Source organism: Halorussus ruber (assembly GCF_004765785.1).
Classification (GTDB): Archaea; Halobacteriota; Halobacteria; order Halobacteriales; family Haladaptataceae; genus Halorussus; species Halorussus ruber.
Map to the genome: position 1 here is coordinate 63,384 of NZ_SBIT01000017.1, position 15,747 is coordinate 79,130.

Here is a 15,747-nt window from a genome sequence, read left to right on the forward strand (position 1 = left end):
CAAGTCCGCCGCCTGCGCCCTGACGCCAATGACCGACTACGACGCGATTCTGTTCGACAACGACGGCGTGCTGGTCGAGCCGCCCTCGGACGAGACCCTGCGCCGAGCGGCCGAGTCGGCCTTCAGCGCGGTGGGCGTCGAGGACCCAGAGGAGAACCACATCGCAGACGTCCTCCGAGGAGTAACCCCCGAGAGCCTACAAGCCATCTGCGACCCCTACGGCCTCGACCCCGACGAGTTCTGGTCGGCGCGGGACCGCCACGCCTCGGCGGCCCAGCGCGAGGAGTTCCGCGGCGGCGACCGAGCGCGCTACGACGACGTGGCGGCAATCGAGGAGTTGGCCCACGACTTCGGCATCGTGAGTTCCAACCAGCACGCGACCATCGAGTTCCTGCTGGAGTTCTGCGACTTCGCGGACCTGTTCGAGACGCACTACGGCCGCCAGATGGGCGTCGAGAGCCTGGCGAAGAAGAAGCCGAACCCGCACTTCCTCGAACGCGCGCTGGCCGACCTCGGGGCCGAGACGGCGCTGTTCGTCGGCGACAGCGAGAGCGACGTGGTGGCCGCAAAGCGCGCGGGCCTCGACTCGGCGTTCGTCCGGCGCGACCACTGCGCGGACGCCGAGCTATCCGTCGAACCGGAGTACGAAGTCGAAAATCTCCGCGGAATCGCGGAAATCGTGCGGTAGTTATTCGGCGCTCTCGACGTTCTCCGCGTCTTCGGCGCTTTCCGCGTCGCCGCCGCTCTCTCCGTCTTCAGCGTTCTCCACGTCTTCGACGCTGTCTACCGCCTGTGCGCTCCCGTCGGGCGTCTCGGCGGGCAGCACGTCCACGCTGGCGACGCTGTCGCCGCCCTCGACTTCCATCACTTTCACGCCCATCGTGTTCCGGCCGACCTGCGAGATGTCTTCGGCCCGAATCCGCATGATTTGGCCGTCCTCGCTCATGATGACGAGGTGGTCGTCGGGACCGACCGACTTGACCGACGTGACCTGCCCGTTGCGGTCGCCGGTCTTGATGTCCACGAGTCCCTTGCCGTTACGCGACTGCTTGCGGTACTCCGCGAGGGCGGTGCGCTTGCCGTACCCGCACTCGGTCACGGTCAGCAGGTCTCGGTCGGTGCCCTCCTCGACCGCGACCATCCCGGCCACTTCGTCGTCGCCTTCGAGTCGGATGCCCCGGACCCCGCGGGCGTTCCGGCCCATCTCGCGGGCCTCGTCCTCGTCGAACCGAATCGCCATCCCCTCGCGGGTGGCGACCAGCAGGTCCGCCGAGCCGTCGGTGACCTTCACGTCCACGAGCTCGTCGCCGTCCTCCAGCTTCGCGGCGATGATACCGGTCGAGAGGATGTTGTCGAACTCCGAGGCCGCGGTCCGCTTGACGTAGCCGTCGCGCGTGACCATGCTCAGCGACTCGTCGTCCTCGAAGTCGTCGGTGTTGACCACCGCGGTAATCTCCTCGCCGTCGTCCAACTCCAGCAGGTTGACCGCCGACTTGCCCCGCGCGGTTCGGGACATCTCGGGAATCTCGTAGGCCTTCAGGCGATAGACCTGTCCCTGATTGGTGAAACAGAGCAGGTAGTCGTGGGTGTTCGCCCGGAACACCTTCGAGACCCTGTCGCCCTCCTTGATGTCGCCGCCGATGATGCCCTTCCCGCCGCGGTTCTGGGCGTCGAACTGCGCGACCGGCATGCGCTTGACGTAGTCCTGTTCGGTGACGACCACGACCACGTCCTCCTCGGGGATGAGGTCCTCGCGGGTGACCTCGGTGTCGTCCTCGATGAAGGAGGTCTTGCGCTCGTCGGCGTACTCGTCTTTGATTTCGAGGAGTTCCTCCTCGATGACCGAAAGCAGTTCGGACTCGGAGCCGAGAATCTCATCGAGGCGCTCGATGCGGGCCTGGACCTCCTCGTACTCGTCTTCGATTTCGGCGGCCTCCATCGAGGTCAGACTCCCCAACTGCATCCGGACGATGTGGTCCACTTGGTCGCCCGAGAAGTCGTAGGCCGCCTGCAAGTCGGCCTTGGCCTCGTCTCGGTCCTCGGCCTCTCGGATGATGTCCACCACGTCGTCGGCGTGTTCGAGCGCCGTCAGCCGCCCTTCGAGGATGTGAGCGCGGTCCTCCTTCTCGGCGAGTTCGTACTCGCTCCGGCGTCGGACGACCTCCTTGCGGTGGTCGAGGTAGTGCTTCAGCGTCTCCTTCAGCGAGAGGACACGCGGTTGGCCGTCCACCAGCGCGAGGTTGATGACGCCGAAGGTCTTCTCCAAGAAGCTCTCCAAAAGCTGATTCTTGACGACTTCGGCCATCGCGTTCTGCTTCAACTCCACGACGATGCGAATCCCGTCGCGGTCGGACTCGTCGCGCAGGTCGCGGATGCCCTCGATAGAGCCGTCGTTGACTGCGTCCGCGATTTTCTCGACCATCCGGGCCTTGTTGGTCTGGAAGGGCAGTTCCGTGATGACGATGCGGTCGCTTCCCTTCTCGCGCTCCTCGATTTCGTACTCGGCGCGAACGCGAATTCGACCCCGGCCGGTCTTGTACGCCGCGTGGACCGCGTTCTTCCCGACGATGTTCGCGCCGGTCGGGAAGTCCGGCCCCTTGACGTGTTCCATCAGGTCCTCGACTGTCGCGTCGGGGTTCTCGATGAGTTCGACCGTCGCGTCGATGACCTCCCCGAGGTTGTGCGGCGGGATGTTCGTGGACATCCCGACCGCGATGCCCGACGACCCATTCACGAGGAGGTTGGGGAAGGCCGACGGAAGCACGTCGGGTTCGGTGAGTCGGTCGTCGTAGTTGGCCGAGAAGTCCACGGTGTCCATGTCGATGTCGGCCAGCAACTCCTCGGCGATGGGGGCCATCCGGGCCTCGGTGTACCGCATCGCGGCGGCGGGGTCGCCGTCCACGGACCCGAAGTTCCCCTGTCCGTCCACGAGGGGGTAGCGCATCGAGAAGTCCTGTGCCATCCGGACCAGCGAGTCGTAGATGGCGCTGTCGCCGTGGGGGTGGAAGTTACCCATCGTCTCGCCCACGATGGACGAGGACTTGCGGTGGCCCGAGCCGCTGGTGACGCCCTCCTCGTGCATCGCGTAGAGGATGCGCCGGTGGACCGGTTTCAGCCCGTCCCGAACGTCGGGGAGGGCCCGACCCGCGATGACGGACATCGCGTAGTCGATGTAGCTCTGCTCCATCTCGTCTTCGATGCGAGCGGTTTCGATACGTGCAGCGTCCACGTCAGTCGGTTCTGGTACGTCTGAACTCATATGTTGTGTCGGTGATGTTTCTCGAATGCCGACGGTTAGATGTCAACCCACTCGGCTTCGGTCGCGTGTTCCTTGATGAACTCCTTGCGGGGTTCGACGGCGTCGCCCATCAGGACCGAGAACATCTTGTCCGCGGCGGCGGCGTCCTCGACGGTGATGCGCTTGAGAATCCGGTTGTCGGGGTCCATCGTGGTCTCCCAGAGCTGGTCGGGGTTCATCTCGCCAAGCCCCTTGAACCGCTGGACCTGCGTCGGGTTGCCGTCGCACTTCTCCTCGATGATTCGCTCGCGCTCCTCCTCGGTCATGGCGTCGTAGGTATCGCCGCGGTACCGAACTCGGTAGAGGGGCGGTTGGGCGGCGTAGACGTAGCCCGCTTCGATGAGGGGCTTCATGTGCCGGTAGAGGAGCGTCAACAGCAGCGTCCGGATGTGCGCGCCGTCCACGTCGGCGTCGGTCATGACGATGATCTTCTGGTAGCGCGCGTCCTCGATGTCGAACTCCTCGCCGATGCCCGTGCCGATGGCGGTGATGAGCGACCGAATCTCGTCGTTCTCCAGGATGCGGTCGAGGCGGTGCTTCTCGACGTTCAGAATCTTCCCCTTGATGGGGAGGATGGCCTGATTCTCGCGGTTTCGGCCCTGCTTGGCCGACCCGCCCGCGGAGTCGCCCTCGACCACGAACAGTTCCGACTCGCTTGGGTCTCGGGACTGACAGTCAGCCAGTTTGCCGGGGAGCGCGGTCGATTCCAGCGCGTTCTTCCGGCGCGTAAGCTCTTCCGCCTTCTTGGCGGCCTTCCGGGCCTTGGCGGCCTCGACGGCCTTCGAGACGATGGCCTCGGCGGTGGTCGGGTTCTCCTCGAAGTAGGTCGCCAGTCCGTCGTGGACCGCCGACTCCACGATGCCCCGGACCTCGCTGTTGCCGAGTTTGGTCTTGGTCTGGCCCTCGAACTGGGGGTCGGGGTGCTTGACCGAGATGACCGCGGTCAGCCCCTCGCGGACGTCCTCGCCCTTGAGGTTCTGGTCCAAATCGCCGAGCAGGTTGTTCTCGTTGGCGTAATCGTTGACGAACCGGGTCAGGGCGGTCTTGAACCCGGTGAGGTGGGTCCCGCCCTCGCGGGTGTTGATGTTGTTGGCGAAGGCGTGGATGGACCCCTGCAACTCGTCGGTGGCCTGCATCGCCACCTCGACTTGGATGTTCTGGTCCTCGTCCTCGAAGTAGATGACCTCCTGATGGAGGGGCGTCTTGGTCTCGTTGAGGTACTCGACGAACTCTCGAATCCCGCCGTCGTACTTGAACGTGTCCGAGTCACCGTCCTCGCGCAAATCGTCCAGCGAGATACCGACGCCGGAGTTGAGGAAGGCGAGTTCGCGCAGGCGACTCTCCAGCGTCGAGTAGGTGAACTCGGTGGTCTCGAAGATGTCGCCGTCGGGCCAGAACCGGATTTCGGTCCCGGTCTCCTCGTCGGGGTCGAGGTCGCGGACGCGTTCCAACCCGCTAATCGGTTCGCCGCCCTCGAATTCCTGATGCCAGAGCGCGCCGTCGCGCTTGACCTCGACTTCGAGGTGTTCGGAGAGGGCGTTGACGACCGAGACGCCGACGCCGTGGAGGCCGCCGGAGACCTGATAGGACTTGTTGTCGAACTTGCCGCCAGCGTGGAGGACAGTCAGAATGACCTCGACCGCGGGCTTGTCGTACTCGTCGTGAGTGTCCACGGGGATGCCCCGCCCGTCGTCGGCGATGGAGACCGACCCGTCGTCGTGGATACTCACCTCAATCGAGTCACAGTAACCGGCGAGCGCCTCGTCGATAGAATTGTCAACGACTTCGAACACGAGATGGTGTAACCCTCGCGCGTCGGTAGAACCGATATACATCGCCGGGCGTTTTCGGACGGCCTGTAAGCCTTCGAGAACCTGGATTTGCCCGGCCCCGTATTCACTTTCCTGACTCATAAAACCTGATTCAGAATAGCGGTTCCGCCTTGATAAATCCCTCGCACACGCGCGCGCGAAACCGGTGTCAGAATCACGAGGAAATCCCCGGAATCGTGACCTTCCCTCGCGGGTCAGTAGTCGGTAGTCGCGGAGCCGGTCGTCGCTAATCGCCGGTCGCGTCCACTTGGTCGAGTTCGCCCGCCTCCTCGATGGAGATGTCGCCCGTGAGTTGGCGGTAGGGGTAGGGCATGTCGATTCCCTCGGCGTCGAAGCGCTCTTTGACTCCTCGGACGTGGTCGGAGAGGACCGACTTGAACTTGCCGCGCTCGGGATTCTCGATCCAGATTCTGGATTCGAGGCCGACGTAGGAGTCGGCGAGGAGTTGGCCGGGTCGCTGTCGGCCCTCGACTTCTCGGAACGGGAGTCGGTCGAGTTGCTGGCGACGGTGGTCACCCACCGCGAGCGCATCGACGACCGACACTGGGTCAGCACCGACGAACTCCCGCGCGAGCAGATGGAGTTCGGCGAACACGTCCCGCCGACGACGAAGGGGGCCGCGGGCGGCGTCCTCCTCTGGTTGGAGGACTTAGACGACCACCTCTGGCGACAGGCCGCGATTCTAACCGACGAGATTCTGGCCGACGCGACGTGGGACGCCCGCGCCATGGCGGCCGGGTTCGACCTGATGGCTGACGGGGCCCAGCGAGTCGCCGAGGAGAGCGAGGCGCGAAGCGCCTCGGAAAGCCGAGCGGGATTCTGCTGTTTCAACTCGTAATACTCGTATTCACGTCGAGAGGAAGCGACCGAACGATGTGATTCAGTAGAGATAGCTTCAGGCTCGAGCCGAGGAGTCACCGCCCCGCACCGCGACCGCACCTCGTCCTCCCCAACCTCCTGCGTTGCTCGGTCGCTTCGCTCCCTGCACTACTCGTCCCTCGCGCGCGGCGCGACGGCCCGCCGTCGCGTTCGCACGCGCCGATGGTGAGTGCGTCACTTAAGGAAAGAAAAAAGCATGTTTAACATGACTAAAAAGATTCAAAAGAAACAATAAAGAGGCCGCCCGAACCGTTATGAAGCTGACAGTCGTGTCTCCGACGGGACAACGATGGGGGAGACACGACGACAGTTCCTTCGAGCGACGGGAGCGACAGCACTCGGGAGTCAACTCGGCGTGACCGCTACTGCGCAATCCGGCGGCGTCAGCCTCTTACTCAACTGGAAGCCGAACGGGCTTCACGTGCCCTACTACGCCGCGAAAGCGCGGGGCTACTACGAGGAGCAGGGCGTGAACCTCGCCGAAATCAAGAGCGGGCAGGGGTCGGACTTCGCCGCCAAGCAGGTCGGCCTCGGCAACGACGAGTTCGCCGTCACGAGCGCCGACCAGATGCTCAACGTCAACTCTCGGGGCCTCTCGCCCCGGTCGGTCGGGGTCGTGATGCAGCGGAGTCCGGTCGTGGTGTTCACGACGCCGGAGGCCTTCGGCGGCGAACTGGCGAGCATCGACCAACTCGCGGGCAAGACGGTCGGCACCGGCCCCGGCATGGTGAAAATCCTCACCAAACTCCTGCTGGAGGAGAAGGGCGTCCTCTCGGACGTGAACCTCGTGGACACCGGCTTCGACACGGTCCAGCAACTCCTCGGGGGCAAAATCGACGCCGCGGGCGGGGTGTTCGCCGACGCGGTGGTCGCGCGCCAGTCCGCCGAGGAGGTCTACTCGATTCCGGTGGCCGAGACCATCCCCTCCTACGGCCACGTCGTCGGTGCCAATTCGGATTTCGCCGACCAGAACCCCGAGGTAGTCCGAGGGTTCCTCAACGCCACCGCCCGGGGCGCGGCGTGGGCGACCGACAACCCGAAGCAGGCCACCGACGCGCTCGTGGCGGCCAATCCGGCGCTCGAAGAGACCGCCGAAACCCAGCGCGCCAAGTGGGTCGAGATGGCCCGAAACTACGTCCTCTCGGAGTCGGTCCGCCAGCAGGGCTGGGGCTGGAGCAACGCCGAGCCGTGGGAGACGATGTATCAGGCCCTGCGCGACGCTGGTCTCCTCGGCGGCGAGGTCAATCCCGCGTCGGTCTGGACCAACGACTTCCTCGACGTGGACTACCAGTACGTCGGGAAGTACGCCGAGCAGGTCACCCCGCCGGGCGGAAGCGCTGGAACGACGACCGCTGGCGGTTCGTCGGGAACCACCGCCGCGGGCACCGAGCGGGGGACGACGACTGCCGGTGGTAACAACTGATGAACGATTCGGGGTCGGTCGCGTCGGGGTCCGTGTCCGATTTCGACACGTCCGCAACCACTCTCGTCGCAAGGGCGACTCCGCCGCTGGCCGTGGCCGCGCTGGCACTCGTCGGGTGGTGGGCGGCGGTCCGGTCCTCGGACGTGCCGAGCGTGGTCCTCCCGAGTCCGGCCGACGTGGCCGCGGCGTTCGCGGCGAACTGGCCCGCGCTGGTCGAGGCCGCCGGGGTGACGGCGCTGACGGCCGGACTCGGACTCGTCGGCGGCGCGCTCGTCGGCACGGCGCTCGCGGTGGCGATGTCGGCCTCCGAGACGACCCGGGCGGTGGTCCGGCCCTACGTGGTCGCGCTCCGGGTCGTCCCCGTCATTGCCATCGCGCCGCTCCTCTTTCGGTGGCTCGGCGACGGAGTGTCTGCTCGTGCCTTGCTCGCTGGCACGCTGGCGGTGTTTCCCGTGACGATAGCGACGTATCAGGGACTGGCCGCGACCCCCGAGGAGTTCGTGGCGCTGGCGCGGTCGGTCGGGGCCTCCGAGCGCTCCCAGTACCTCCGGGTGCGACTCCCGGCCGCCGCGCCGCAGGCCTTCGCGGGCCAGAAAGTCGCCGCCGCCGCGAGCGTCGTCGGCGCTGTAGTCGCCGAGTTCCTGACGCTGAAGGCCGGTATCGGCTACCGGGTGTTCCGGGCCTCGACGCGGCTTCAGACCGCCCGGATGGTCGCCGCGCTCGGCGTGCTGGCGCTGTTGGGCGTCGGGTTCTATCTGGTGCCCGCGCTGGTCGAGCGTCGGGCGAACTGGTGAAAACCGAACTCAGGAATCAGATTCGACTTCCTTCCGTCCGGTCAGTTTCTCGGGGTCGAGGCGGAACTGCCGGAACTCGATCTCCTCGCGCGGTCGGTCGAACACGTCCACCTGCGGGATGTCTACCGCCCACATCCCCTGCACCGCGGCCGAGTCGTAGTCCATGTCGGTCACGTCTTCGAGCCTCCCGGTGGCGACCACGCTCCGCCACCCCCGGTCGGTCTGGGCGTGCGTGACGAACGTGACCTCGTTGTCGAGGAGGTCCGCTTTCCCGCTCTCGTCCGGCAGCGAGAGTTGGAAGTAGAAGTGGCCGTCGCCGTCGTAGCCGTAGGAGACGGGCAGGGAGAAGGGCGGCTCCTCGATTTCGGTCGAGAACGAGAGGGTTCCCGTGCCGCCGTCGCCGAGGAAGTCGTTTCGCTCCTGTTCGCTCAGTTGGACCCACCGAAGCCCTTGCATGCTCGGGGTTACCACGGGACGACGGATAACCGCTTGGGGGTCACCACGAAACCCGATTCTCCACCGCCACGACCGCGCCGTAAATCGCCATCCCCTCCGCGAACAGCACCGCGACCGCGGCCAGCACCACGTCGGTCTGGACGTTCTCCGCGCCGAGGAGGACCAGATACCCCAGTCCCGCGTCGGTCAGAATCCACTCGGCGACCACGGTGCCGACCACCGCGAGGGCCGCCGACTGCTTCAGACCGGCGAACACCGAGGGGAGCGCGGCCGGAATCCGGACGAACAGGAAGGTCCGGACCGGCCCGGCCTCGACCGACCGGAGCAAGTCGAGGTACTCGTCGGGAGTCTCGTCCAACCCCGCCGCGGCGTTGACGAACGTCGGGAAGAACGCGACGAGCGCGACGAAGGCCAGCGCGGTCCCCGCGCCGGTCCCGAGCCAGACCAGCAGGAGCGGCGCGACCGCGATTTTCGGCAGGACGCGCGCCGTGACGAGGTACGGCGAGAGCGCCCGCCGGAGGACGGTCGAGTGGACCGCGACCGCGGCCGCCCCGAACCCGCCGAGGACGCCCGCGGCTCCGCCCGCCAGAATCGTCCGGAGCGTAATCGTCCCGTTCCTGAGGTAGAGATTCGGCCGGTCCGCGAGTCGCCGGGCCACCGCGACGGGGGTCGGAAGCAGGTAGGCCGGAATCCCGAGGAGCGCGACCAGCGCCCACCACGCCGCCAGACCCGCCGCGAGCGCCCCAATCGGAAGCGAAACCCCGGCGGCCGGGATGCGGTCGGCGTAGCTCATGGCTCTCGCGGAGACCCCGTCATCGAAGTTCGTACCCCTCGTGGAGCGCGGTCCGGACCGCCGCGACTTGCTCCTGAAACGCCGCGGTGCCGTACACCGACTCGTCGCGGGGTCGGGGCAGTTCCACGTCGAAGACGGCCTCGATTTCCCCGGGGTCGTCGCTCATCACGACGCACCGGTCGGCGAGGAACACCGCCTCCGGCACGCTGTGGGTGACGAAGAGGACGGTCTTTCGCTGGTCGCGCCAGACGCGCCGGACCTCGACGCCCATCTCCTCGCGAGTGAGTTCGTCGAGTTCGCCGAAGGGTTCGTCCATCAGCAGGACCGACGCCCCGAGGTGGAGCGCCCGGGCGATGGCGACCCGCTGGCGCATCCCGCCCGAGAGTTCCGCGGGGCGGGCCTCCTCGAACCCCGCGAGTCCGACCGTCTCCAGCAGGTCGCGGGCCTGCTCGCGGTCGGCGGGCTTCCCGGCCATCTTCCGGAGGAAGACGACGTTTTCGAGCGCCGACTTCCACGGCAGGAGCGCGTGGCGCTGGAAGACGAAGCCGAACTCGCCGTCGGCCCTCGCGCGGTCCGGCGGGTCGCCGCCGACCCTGACCGTGCCCTCGCTGGGGGCCTGTAGCCCGCCGACCGCCCGGAGCATCGTGGTCTTGCCGCACCCCGAGGGGCCGATGACCGTCACGAACTCTCCCTCTCCCACCCGAAGGTCCACGTCCGCCAGCGCCCGGACCGCCTCGAAATCGACCGTCACGCCGTCGAGTCGGATTGCGGTCTCGCCGTGTTCTGGTCGTCCGGAGCGGCCCGGGCGCTCAGAGTGGCCCGGCCGTTCGGAGTGGCCCGGGCGCTCGGAATGTTCGCAGTCCTCGGGACGCTCTCGGTCCGACTCCTCGGTCGCTCTCGCGCCGGTCTCGTCCCCCACCATCGAGTTGTGAGTACTGACGGCCCGGAACCATAGGTGGTTTACGCCCGTGGCGGCGGTCTACGCCCGTGACTGCCTCGGACGGTTGCACCCCTACCCTCGCCAGCGGCGCGCGGCCAGCACCCCGGCGGTCCCGAGACCCAGTCCGGCAAGCGACTGGAACCACGTGTGCGCCCCGAGAACCGGGCGATTGACCACCATCACGGCCGGAATCAGAAGGACGGGCCAGAACCGCCGGTCGGCGAGCGCGAGCAGGAGCGTCGGGACGAGCGTGAACGTGACGTGGCCCGAGACGTTCCAGAAGGGCGCGAGGAGGCCGTAGGGAATCGCGGTGGCGGCGAGTGCGAGGCCAGCGGTGGCGACCTCCGAGCGCCACGGTTTCGCCGACCAGTAGAACCACAGGAGCGTCCCGCCGACCGCGAGCGACGCCGCCGTGACGACGTTGATTCGCCAGTCGGTTCCGGCGGTGAGTCGAGCGACGGGCGGCCGACGAACGAGGAGGTAGAGCGCGACCGGGAGGGCGGCGACGAGTTCGACGCCGACGAGCGCGGCGATTCGGACGCCGAGGCTCCGGACCCCGGTGTGGTCGCGCGACCACCCGGAGTAGACGAGGACGAACAGACTCGCGGCGAGGACCGCGCCCGGATGGAAGGCGTACTGGTAGACGCCCATGACCTCGCGGAGGAGGCTCATCGGTTCGTTGTAGGTCGTGGTTCGACAACTAACTGGTGGGCGGTCAAGCGTCGGGCGGCAAAGCGAGGAGGGAAAAGCGGACTGGCGAAGCGGGTTTAGGTGGGACTTCCCAAGAGGGGATGCATGCCTTCCGCACTATTCGTCGTCAGCGAAGAAGGGTACTGGGGAGAAGAATGCGTCGAGCCGTTGCAGACGCTCGACGACGCCGGAGTCGAGATTACGGTCGCCACGCCGAGCGGGTCGCCGCCGGTCATCGACCCGACCTCGACCGACCCGGACGCCCCGTTCGTGGACGAGGAGACCGCCGAGCGCGTGAAAGACGCCGACGAGAACGACGAGCGCCTGAACAATCCCGAACCGATTGCGAGCGTTTCCGCCGCCGACTACGACGCCGTGGTGTTCCCCGGCGGCCACGGCACCGAGTGGGACGTGAATCAGGACAAGCACGCCCGCCAACTGGTCAGCGAGGCCGTCTCCGGCGACGAGGGCAAGGCGATGGTCGTCTGCCACGCCGTCGCGTTGCTGGCATTCGCCAAAGGCGAGGACGGCGACCCCATCGCCAACGGCCGGGACGTGACCGGGTTCCCCAACGAGTGGGACGAGGACATCGTGGACGACAACGACGTGCTTCCCGACGGCCGGAAGATGCCCTACTGGGTCGAAGACGAAGTCGAGGCCGCGGGCGGCAACTGGGACGCCGAAATCGATTCGGACGTGAGCGTCACGGTGGACGGTGACCTCGTGACAGCGCGAGGCCCCGAGTCCTCCCACGAGGGCGCGACGACCCTGCTGGAGGAACTCGGCGTCGAAATCACGGCCTGAGGCGACTGACGCGACGCTGACTGCGAGTTATTTTTCGAGTTTCTGGTTCGGCGAGGCCTGAATATCGAGGCCCGGACTGTAGTAGCAAATGGGGTCGCTCTCGGGGTCGGCGAACCCGTCGGCGCGAAAGAGGGTGTTCTCCGTGATGTCGGCGGTCGCGTCGTAGAGCGACCACGGCTCGTGGCGGATGTCGGCGTAGCGAATCCCGGCGTCGGACCCCTCGGTGTAGAACCGGTAGCGCTCGGTCAGGAACGCCGCGAGCGAGTTCGGTTCGGGTCGGAAGGCCTCGCCGGTCGGGCCGTAGGTCGCCCGGAATCGGACGGGGCGCGCGCCGGGGTGGCGGCGTCTGCTGTCGAACCTGATGGTGGTCCCGTTCGGGGCATCGCCGGTCGCGGTGCAGTCGATGTCGGCGTAGTAGTACGGCAGGGCGTGGAGCAGGCGCGCGCCGAGGACGCTCGCCAGTCCGATTCCCGGCAGGCCGTCGGCGTCGAGGCTGAAGAAGTAGACGCCGGGCTTGCGGTCGCGGTACCGGGATTCGTCGGGCCGAACGTAGGTCCGGAGGTTGAGTTCCGGCAGGCGAATGCCGGTACCGGCCGGGGCCTGCACCGGGCGCACGTCGACGTTGACGTAGGGGACGACCGAGAGCCACGCCTGCCCGTCGTAGGTGTCCACGTCGAGCGCGTCGGGAATCCGCGGTTCGATGATTTCGGGAGCGACGGGCCAGTTGGCGAACAGCAGGTGTCGCCACCCCATGTGGAGCGTGAGCATCGGCGGTTAGAGGTCGGTGGCGGGGTCGGAGGCTGTTTCGCTGGCTCGGCGCTCCTCGGCGGCCTCGGCGACGCCGTACGCCAGCCAACTGACCGCGCCCGCGACGGTCGCGGAGGCGAGACCTGCCGTGATTCCGGTCCGGTGGTCTCCGGCGACTCGCCCGACGAGGTACGCGACGGCGAAGGAACTGAGCCAACTCAGGAGGGCGCTCAGGGTTCTGCTCATGGCTTGTTCTTGGTCGGGACGCATCAAAAGTGTAGTTCTCGTTCGTGAGTTGGTCTAGTTCATTTGGTCTCGAACGGAGAGTCATAAACTCGACAGTAGCCGGAACTGTGAACGCTTCTTGAAGCCCCCGCCCGGTCGCGGTCGTCGTCCGAGAGCGAAGCTCTCGTGATCACGAAAATCTTTGATTTTCGAACGACTCCGGCGGATATTCTGCGCCTCTCAGCACCGCCCGGCGCAGAATAGAGCCGCCGGAGACAACCACGTAAACGCGACCGGGCGGCCCCTTCGTCCTCCCGTGGCGGTTGCTCGGTCGGGCGTCTGCCGGTGGAAAGCGACACCGAGCGCGGGCCTCACGCCTCCCCAGCCTCCTCGGTCGCTACGCTCCCTCGTCCCTCGCGCGGATAGGCGCGCTCACGAGAGAGCGCGCCAGCACGTGCCAAGAATTGTGCTTCTATTCTAAAGAAAACTAAACATTTGTCAAAACCAACTAAACAATTCTTACCCCTCTAACTTCGACAGGGCAGGCTCGAACTCGCGGAACCCGTAGTAGGTAATCAGCACCGCGCCGAGGCCCGTCACGACCAGCGTGAACTGAGCGATGGGGCCGAGGAGCGGCACGCGCCCGAGCAAATCCAGCGCCACGACGAAGCTGGCGACGCCGACCCCCGAGGAGAGGTCCGGCCGGTCGATGGGCAGGCGAGCGCCGACCAGATACCCGTAGGCCAGCGAGGCGTAGGCCGCCGAGAGGAGGCCGACCGCGATGCCGAAGACGCTGACCGGGATGAGAATCAGCGTGAACGCCATGAAGACGAACAGCGCGAGGGCCGTCGCGCCGGTGAACGCGCCGACGACGGCGCTGACGACCGAGTGGTGGGCGATGGAGTCGCCGACGTTGCGCAGGAGCGCGGGGCGACGCCGGGTCAGGAACGCGCCGACCAGCGCGAGCGAGAGGGCTTGCAGGGCGAGAAATCCGAAGTCCGCGGCGGGCGAGCGGTCGCGCTGGGTGAACTCGACCCGCGAGCGCGACCCGATTGCCGCGTCCTCGGCAATCGAGGAGTTGCCCGCGATGGTTCGGTACTCCCCGGCGATGGCTCCGGCGTCGGCCACCGAGACGTTGCCCGCGAGTTGGGTCACGTCGCCGTCGAGCGAGCCTCGGACCCGGAAATCGCCGCCGACGACGTAAATCGTCCCGTTCGGGGCCGCGCCTTCGGGAATCGTCGCCGTGCCGCCGCCGACCACCAGCACCTCCTCGACCTGCGCGACTGCCCGGTCGCCGTCGAAGTGGACCTCCATCCGGTCCGCGCTCTGGCCGCTGGCGGTCATCAGCAGAATCACGACCACCAGCAGGGGCAGGACCTCGGACGGGGCGGCCATCAGCGACGCACCCCCGGACTCGAACTCACGTCGTCACCGCGGGCCGCCGCGACCAACCGCCGGAGGTAAATCGCCACCACCAGCCCCGTGAACAGCAACAGCGCCAGCGCGTTCACCACGTTGAGGTGCGACAGGAGCGTGACCTCGGCCGTCTCGAAGTAGAGCGCGAGCGCCGTGCTGAGGAAGGTCGCCAGCCAGCCCGCCAGCCCCACGCCGACCGCGGTGTGGGTCCCGACCGTCTCGGGCGTCGAGAGGTCGGGCCAGAGCGCGAAGTTCAGCGTCGTGTAGAAGCTCACCGCCACCGCGTAGACCGCCGAGTTGATGGGCGAGACCTGCCCGCCAGCCAGCGCGGGGAACCACGCCGCGGTCCGCACGTCGGTCGTGTAGAACAGGTGAGTCAGCGAGAACAGGCCGAACACCCACAGGAACAGCCAGTTCCGGTCGAAGTTGGTGTAGAGGACACCCGCAACCAGCGCGGAGACGACGTGGACCACGCCCAGCGCGAGGTGGTCGGAAAAATCGGGGGACTGCCACGCGCCCAGCACGAACGACGGGGTCTCGATGATTCGCAGGAAGCCAAGACTGTCCACGAAGAAGACGCCGAACATCAGCACCACCGGTCCCCAGAACGCGAAGCTCCGGGTCCGGACCGGCCGGACTTCCCCCGTCCTCTCCCCGGTTTCGGTCCGACAGAACCGCCCGACGCCGAACTCCTCGTGCTGGCGGGCAAGCCGCGCCACGAGGCGGTTCGCCACCCCGACTCGACCGGACGCCAGCGCGCCGAGCGCGACCGCGCCGGGGGCCATCGCCGCGACCATCACGGCGCTGAACGCCTCGATTCGCCAGTCGAGAGGGTAGACGTTCGCCGCGAAGTACGCCACCGCGGTAATCGCCGCCGCGACGTACCCGCGGTCCTCGACCGGCACGAGGTCGACGGCGAGGCTGAACGACGCCGGAATCCCGACCCCGAGCGCGACCGAGGCCGCCAGAATCCACGCGCCGAACGCCGGAACGGTCCGAATCGTCGGCGCGACCAGCGTGAGCAGGAACTGGAGCGCGACCACGCCGAACAGCAGTCGGAACTTGACCAGAAGCTCCGAACTCCACCCGCGCCGGTCCATCGTGACACCCGACGCCACCGCGACGAAGAACGTCAGCAGGGCGAGCGCGGCCATCCACGTCGAAACCTGCAGCTCGGTCATGCCGACCAGTCGCGTCCCCAAGTCCAGCAGGCCCAACTGGACGAACGTGACGTTGTAGTAGTATCCGGCCGCCATGAACCCGACGAACAGGCCGCAGCCGAGTACCGGCGTCCACTCCCGCCTGCGAAGATACGTGAAAAGTCGCATTCGTCCCCTCAATCGGTGGTTTCGGCCTTCAAACCCCGCGTTCGCCTCCCTCTTCGTCCGCGAACCGCTCGCCGATTCGATATATTGAAATACAATTTATTCACGGTTTTTACTTTCGCTTT

General features: G+C 66.8%; 16 protein-coding genes. 5 read left to right on the forward strand and 11 right to left on the reverse strand.

Annotation, left to right across the window (positions count from 1 at the left end; genetic code table 11):
• The first annotated feature begins 28 nt into the window (after window positions 1-28).
• Window positions 29-688, forward strand: a complete 660-nt coding sequence (locus EPL01_RS19610) for an HAD family hydrolase (RefSeq protein WP_135826976.1) — start codon at window positions 29-31, stop codon at window positions 686-688.
• On the opposite strand, the gene gyrA is transcribed toward EPL01_RS19610, so the two are convergent.
• The 3 genes from gyrA to EPL01_RS19625 form a co-directional block, all read right to left on the reverse strand.
• Window positions 689-3,259, reverse strand: a complete 2,571-nt coding sequence (gene gyrA / locus EPL01_RS19615) for a DNA gyrase subunit A (RefSeq protein WP_135826977.1) — start codon at window positions 3,257-3,259, stop codon at window positions 689-691.
• 35 nt (window positions 3,260-3,294) lie between these two features.
• The gene (gene gyrB / locus EPL01_RS19620; RefSeq protein WP_135826978.1) at window positions 3,295-5,211 is read right to left on the reverse strand and encodes a DNA topoisomerase (ATP-hydrolyzing) subunit B; all 1,917 of its coding nucleotides are present in this window, start codon (window positions 5,209-5,211) and stop codon (window positions 3,295-3,297) included.
• Window positions 5,212-5,356: 145 nt separating this feature from the next.
• Window positions 5,357-5,650 carry a hypothetical protein gene (locus EPL01_RS19625; RefSeq protein ID WP_135826979.1) on the reverse strand — a complete coding sequence of 98 codons (294 nt, stop codon included), beginning with the start codon at window positions 5,648-5,650 and terminating at the stop codon, window positions 5,357-5,359.
• Here EPL01_RS19625 and EPL01_RS19630 point away from each other — a divergent pair.
• The 3 genes from EPL01_RS19630 to EPL01_RS19640 all read left to right on the forward strand — a co-directional run bounded on the left by EPL01_RS19630 (window position 5,639) and on the right by EPL01_RS19640 (window position 8,226).
• On the forward strand, window positions 5,639-5,968 hold the full coding sequence (locus EPL01_RS19630; protein ID WP_135826980.1) for a hypothetical protein: 330 nt from the start codon (window positions 5,639-5,641) through the stop codon (window positions 5,966-5,968). The two genes, EPL01_RS19625 and EPL01_RS19630, sit on opposite strands and share 12 nt — an antisense overlap.
• Before the next feature lie 330 nt (window positions 5,969-6,298).
• The gene (locus EPL01_RS19635; protein WP_135826981.1) at window positions 6,299-7,432 is read left to right on the forward strand and encodes an ABC transporter substrate-binding protein; all 1,134 of its coding nucleotides are present in this window, start codon (window positions 6,299-6,301) and stop codon (window positions 7,430-7,432) included.
• The gene (locus EPL01_RS19640) at window positions 7,432-8,226 is read left to right on the forward strand and encodes an ABC transporter permease (RefSeq protein WP_135826982.1); all 795 of its coding nucleotides are present in this window, start codon (window positions 7,432-7,434) and stop codon (window positions 8,224-8,226) included. Before EPL01_RS19635 ends, EPL01_RS19640 begins: the two co-directional genes overlap by 1 nt.
• 9 nt (window positions 8,227-8,235) lie before the next feature.
• Here EPL01_RS19640 and EPL01_RS19645 read toward each other — a convergent pair whose 3' ends face one another.
• The 4 genes from EPL01_RS19645 to EPL01_RS19660 form a co-directional block, all read right to left on the reverse strand.
• Window positions 8,236-8,682 carry a pyridoxamine 5'-phosphate oxidase family protein gene (locus tag EPL01_RS19645; RefSeq protein ID WP_135826983.1) on the reverse strand — a complete coding sequence of 149 codons (447 nt, stop codon included), beginning with the start codon at window positions 8,680-8,682 and terminating at the stop codon, window positions 8,236-8,238.
• 40 nt (window positions 8,683-8,722) lie between these two features.
• The gene (locus tag EPL01_RS19650; protein WP_135826984.1) at window positions 8,723-9,475 is read right to left on the reverse strand and encodes an ABC transporter permease; all 753 of its coding nucleotides are present in this window, start codon (window positions 9,473-9,475) and stop codon (window positions 8,723-8,725) included.
• 19 nt (window positions 9,476-9,494) lie between these two features.
• Window positions 9,495-10,397: an ABC transporter ATP-binding protein gene (locus EPL01_RS19655; protein ID WP_135826985.1), complete on the reverse strand. Its 903-nt coding sequence runs from the start codon at window positions 10,395-10,397 to the stop codon at window positions 9,495-9,497.
• 90 nt (window positions 10,398-10,487) lie between these two features.
• On the reverse strand, window positions 10,488-11,087 hold the full coding sequence (locus EPL01_RS19660) for a phosphoesterase (protein ID WP_135826986.1): 600 nt from the start codon (window positions 11,085-11,087) through the stop codon (window positions 10,488-10,490).
• Window positions 11,088-11,210: 123 nt separating this feature from the next.
• Between EPL01_RS19660 and EPL01_RS19665 the strand changes: the two genes are divergently transcribed.
• Window positions 11,211-11,909: a type 1 glutamine amidotransferase domain-containing protein gene (locus EPL01_RS19665; RefSeq protein WP_135826987.1), complete on the forward strand. Its 699-nt coding sequence runs from the start codon at window positions 11,211-11,213 to the stop codon at window positions 11,907-11,909.
• Between the two features lie 27 nt (window positions 11,910-11,936).
• On the opposite strand, the gene EPL01_RS19670 is transcribed toward EPL01_RS19665, so the two are convergent.
• The 4 genes from EPL01_RS19670 to EPL01_RS19685 form a co-directional block, all read right to left on the reverse strand.
• Complete coding sequence (locus EPL01_RS19670; protein WP_210424199.1) at window positions 11,937-12,677, reverse strand: YqjF family protein; 741 nt, start codon at window positions 12,675-12,677, stop codon at window positions 11,937-11,939.
• A gap of 6 nt (window positions 12,678-12,683) precedes the next feature.
• Window positions 12,684-12,902 (reverse strand): hypothetical protein, encoded by a 219-nt coding sequence (locus tag EPL01_RS19675; protein WP_135826988.1) that lies wholly within the window; start codon window positions 12,900-12,902, stop codon window positions 12,684-12,686.
• Between the two features lie 498 nt (window positions 12,903-13,400).
• The gene (locus tag EPL01_RS19680) at window positions 13,401-14,276 is read right to left on the reverse strand and encodes a DUF8173 domain-containing protein (protein WP_135826989.1); all 876 of its coding nucleotides are present in this window, start codon (window positions 14,274-14,276) and stop codon (window positions 13,401-13,403) included.
• The gene (locus EPL01_RS19685) at window positions 14,276-15,721 is read right to left on the reverse strand and encodes an MFS transporter (RefSeq protein WP_368279637.1); all 1,446 of its coding nucleotides are present in this window, start codon (window positions 15,719-15,721) and stop codon (window positions 14,276-14,278) included. The genes EPL01_RS19680 and EPL01_RS19685 overlap by 1 nt, the downstream gene beginning before the upstream one ends.
• Between the last annotated feature and the right edge of the window lie 26 nt (window positions 15,722-15,747).

Excerpts from the sequence above, each read along its gene's own strand:
- EPL01_RS19610 (WP_135826976.1), top strand. The coding sequence starts at position 29 with ATGACCGACTACGACGCGATTCTGTTCGACAACGACGGCGTGCTGGTC.
- gyrA (WP_135826977.1), bottom strand. The coding sequence starts at position 3,259 with ATGAGTTCAGACGTACCAGAACCGACTGACGTGGACGCTGCACGTATC.
- gyrB (WP_135826978.1), bottom strand. The coding sequence starts at position 5,211 with ATGAGTCAGGAAAGTGAATACGGGGCCGGGCAAATCCAGGTTCTCGAA.
- EPL01_RS19635 (WP_135826981.1), top strand. The coding sequence starts at position 6,299 with ATGGGGGAGACACGACGACAGTTCCTTCGAGCGACGGGAGCGACAGCA.
- EPL01_RS19640 (WP_135826982.1), top strand. The coding sequence starts at position 7,432 with ATGAACGATTCGGGGTCGGTCGCGTCGGGGTCCGTGTCCGATTTCGAC.
- EPL01_RS19645 (WP_135826983.1), bottom strand. The coding sequence starts at position 8,682 with ATGCAAGGGCTTCGGTGGGTCCAACTGAGCGAACAGGAGCGAAACGAC.
- EPL01_RS19650 (WP_135826984.1), bottom strand. The coding sequence starts at position 9,475 with ATGAGCTACGCCGACCGCATCCCGGCCGCCGGGGTTTCGCTTCCGATT.
- EPL01_RS19655 (WP_135826985.1), bottom strand. The coding sequence starts at position 10,397 with ATGGTGGGGGACGAGACCGGCGCGAGAGCGACCGAGGAGTCGGACCGA.
- EPL01_RS19660 (WP_135826986.1), bottom strand. The coding sequence starts at position 11,087 with ATGAGCCTCCTCCGCGAGGTCATGGGCGTCTACCAGTACGCCTTCCAT.
- EPL01_RS19665 (WP_135826987.1), top strand. The coding sequence starts at position 11,211 with ATGCCTTCCGCACTATTCGTCGTCAGCGAAGAAGGGTACTGGGGAGAA.
- EPL01_RS19670 (WP_210424199.1), bottom strand. The coding sequence starts at position 12,677 with ATGCTCACGCTCCACATGGGGTGGCGACACCTGCTGTTCGCCAACTGG.
- EPL01_RS19675 (WP_135826988.1), bottom strand. The coding sequence starts at position 12,902 with ATGAGCAGAACCCTGAGCGCCCTCCTGAGTTGGCTCAGTTCCTTCGCC.
- EPL01_RS19680 (WP_135826989.1), bottom strand. The coding sequence starts at position 14,276 with ATGGCCGCCCCGTCCGAGGTCCTGCCCCTGCTGGTGGTCGTGATTCTG.